General features: G+C 65.9%; 2 protein-coding genes. One reads left to right on the top strand and one right to left on the bottom strand.

What is annotated here, in order from left to right:
- Positions 1–85: 85 nt before the first annotated feature.
- Complete coding sequence (gene ureA, locus RMO40_RS20400) at positions 86–409, bottom strand: urease subunit gamma (RefSeq protein WP_309725267.1); 324 nt, start codon at positions 407–409, stop codon at positions 86–88.
- An 81-nt stretch (positions 410–490) separates the two neighbouring features.
- Here ureA and RMO40_RS20395 point away from each other — a divergent pair.
- Positions 491–3318, top strand: a 2828-nt coding sequence (locus RMO40_RS20395) for an ATP-binding protein (RefSeq protein ID WP_489660209.1), incomplete at its 3' end; no start/stop codon positions are given.

Genomic DNA, 3318 nt, shown 5'->3' with positions numbered 1-3318 from the left:
ATGGCGGTGGCGCCGTGGCCGTCGTGGGCCAGGGCCGACAAGGGCAGGGCCGCCAGGCAGGCGGCGCGTAGCGTGGTGCGGATCATCAAAACATCTCCTCGGGGATACATGCACTCGGTTGGTGCACGGTCACCATCTTGGTGCCGTCGGGGAAGGTGGCTTCGACCTGGATCTCGGGGATCAGCTCGGCGATGCCGTCCATCACGTCAGCCCGGGTGAGCACCGTCTTGCCCTCGCTCATCAGCGCGGCCACGGTCTTGCCGTCGCGGGCGCCTTCCATGATGGCGGCGCTGATCAGGGCCACGGCTTCGGGGTAGTTGAGCTTGAGTCCGCGGGCCTTGCGGCGCTCGGCCAGCAGCGAGGCCGTGAAGATCAGCAGCTTGTCTTTTTCGCGGGGAGTGAGTTCCATGGTGGTGCAAAAAGCAGAAGGTATGCCACATGTTAGGGCGCAGCAGCCCGCCGTGGCATGGTGCTTGCGCCTAGTCAACGCATGAAGCTTGCCACCTCGTCGACTCCAGACAACCCGCGCCTCGGCCCGGCGGTTGCGCCCCCCGAGCGCACCGAATCGGTGCTGGCCGACGGGGCGGTGCAGCGGGTGGTCAAGGTGCGCCGCGACTACAACAGCTGGGTCGCCCGCGAGACGATGGAAGACTACGCGCTGCGCTTCACGCCGCACAGCTTTCGCAAGTGGTCGGAGATGCGCGTGGCCAACACCGCGTTCGGCGCGGCCTCGTTCCTGATTCTGGAGGCGGTGGGCGCCACGCTGCTGGTGCAGTACGGCTTCTTGAACGCCTTCTGGGCCATCCTCGCCACCGGGTTGATCATTTTCCTGGCCGGCCTGCCGATCAGCATCTACGCCGCTCGCCATGGCTTGGACATGGACCTGCTCACCCGCGGCGCCGGCTTCGGCTACATCGGCTCGACCATCACCTCGCTCATCTACGCGAGCTTCACCTTCATCTTCTTCGCGCTCGAAGCGGCGGTGATGGCCTATGCGCTGGAGTTGGCCTTCGACATTCCGCCTGCGTGGGGCTCCCTCATCTGCGCGCTGGTGGTGATCCCGCTGGTGACGCACGGCGTCACCGCCATCAGCCGCCTGCAGGTGTGGACGCAACCGCTGTGGCTGGTGATGCTGGTCGTGCCCTACATCTTCGTGTTCAAGCACAACCCCGACGTGCTGAACGACCTGGCGCACTACGGCGGCGGCGAAGGGCAGGGTTCCAAGTTCAACGTGTACCTGTTCGGCGCTGCCATGACGGTCGGTATCGCCCTCATCACCCAGATGGGTGAGCAGGTGGACTACCTGCGTTTCATGCCTGAGAAGACCGCGCAGAATCGCCGCCGCTGGTGGGCCGGCGTGCTGATCGGCGGGCCGGGCTGGGTGATCCTGGGGGTCATCAAGATGCTCGGCGGCGCCTTGCTGGCCTACCTCGCCATCAGCCACTCCGTGCCGCTCGACCGGGCGGTCGACCCCAACCAGATGTACCTCGCGGCCTACGAATACGTGTTCGCCCGGCCGGGCTGGGCGGTGGCGGCGGTGTGTCTGTTCGTCGTGATCTCGCAGCTCAAGATCAACGTGACGAATGCGTACGCGGGCTCGCTTGCATGGAGCAACTTCTTCGCGCGCCTTACGCACAGCCACCCGGGGCGTGTGGTGTGGGTGGTGTTCAACACCATGATCGCGTTGATGCTGATGGAGCTCGACGTGTTCAAGGCGCTGGGCGGTGTGCTCGGGCTTTATTCCAACATCGCGATCTCGTGGCTGATGGCGGTGGTGGCCGATCTGGTGATCAACAAGCCGCTCGGGCTCTCACCGCCCGGGATCGAGTTCAAGCGCGCGCACCTGTACGACATCAACCCGGTGGGTGTGGGCGCGATGGTCGCGGCCTCGGTGTTGTCGGTGACGGCCTACCTGGGCGTGTTCGGGCCGCTGGCCGAGGCGTTCTCGGCCTTGATCGCGCTGGTGACGGCGATGGTCGTGTCACCGCTCATCGCCTGGGCTACAAAAGGCAAGTACTACATCGCCCGCCAATCTCCGCCGCGAGCGGGGCTGTTCACCGGCCTGCAAAGCTGCGTCATCTGCGAGCGCGAGTACGAGGGTGACGACCTCGCGCATTGCCCCGCGTACCTCGGCAACATCTGCTCGCTGTGCTGCTCGCTCGACGCCCGCTGCAACGACCTGTGCAAGCCCGAGGGGCGCTTGTCGGCGCAGTGGGCCGGCGCGTTGCGCTGGTTGCTGCCCAAGCGCGTGTGGCCCTACATCGATACCGGCCTGGGCCACTACCTGCTGCTAATGGCCATCGTGGTGCCGGTGCTGGCCGGACTGTTCGGCCTGTTGTACCACCAGGAGCTGCGCGCGATGGGCGAACACGCGCTGACCTTCGGGCCCACGCTGCGCCTCGGGTTCATCAAGGCTTTTGCGGCCTTGCTGCTGGTGAGCGGTGTGGTGGCCTGGTGGCTGGTGCTCACGCACAAGAGCCGCCAGGTGGCGCAGGAAGAGTCCAACCGGCAGACACAGGCAGTCCACGAGCAAACGCTGGCCCTGCGCCGCGAAATCGACTCGCACCGCCAGACCGACCTGCAGTTGCAAGAGGCCAAACTCCAAGCCGAAGGCGCGCGTCACCAGGCCGAGCTCGCCAACCAGGCCAAGAGCCGCTACATCACGACTGTGAGCCACGAGCTGCGCACGCCGCTCAACAGCATCCTCGGCTACGCGCAGCTGCTCGAAGAAGACGCATCGATCCCGCCCCACCGCAGGCAGGCCGTGAGCGTGATCCGCCGCGGTGGCGACCACCTGCTCTCGTTGATCGAAGGCACGCTCGACATTGCGCGCATCGAAGGCGGCAAGCTGCGACTCGAACCCAAGCCGCTGCGCTTTCGCGACTGTGTGCAGCAGATCGTGCGCATGTTCGAGCTGCAGGCGGTTGGCAAGGGCATCGAGTTTCGTGCCGAGCTGGCCGATGTGTTGCCCGAGGTGGTGCGCGCCGACGAGAAGCGCCTGCAGCAGATCCTGATCAACGTGCTGGGCAACGCGGTCAAGTTCACGCACACCGGCAGGGTGGTGTTTCGCTTGCGCTATGCACGCGAGATGGCCTTGTTCGAGATCGAAGACACCGGCCCCGGCATCGCGGCCGACGAGATCGAGCACATCTTCGAACCCTTCGCGCGTGGCTCCGAGGCGACCAGCGGTGGCACCGGGTTGGGCCTCACCATCGGCAAGATGCTCACCGACCTGATGGGCGGCGAGATGACGGTCAGCAGCACCGTGGGCGTGGGCACGGTGTTCCGCATCCGTCTCTTCCTGCCCGAAGCGCGCGG

This window comes from Rhizobacter sp. (genome assembly GCF_031412075.1).
In the GTDB taxonomy this organism is placed as follows: Bacteria; Pseudomonadota; Gammaproteobacteria; order Burkholderiales; family Burkholderiaceae_C; genus Rhizobacter.
Note: the sequence above shows the minus strand (reverse complement) of the source record. Positions and strands in the feature narration are given on the sequence as shown.

Excerpts from the sequence above, each read along its gene's own strand:
- ureA (WP_309725267.1), bottom strand. The coding sequence starts at position 409 with ATGGAACTCACTCCCCGCGAAAAAGACAAGCTGCTGATCTTCACGGCC.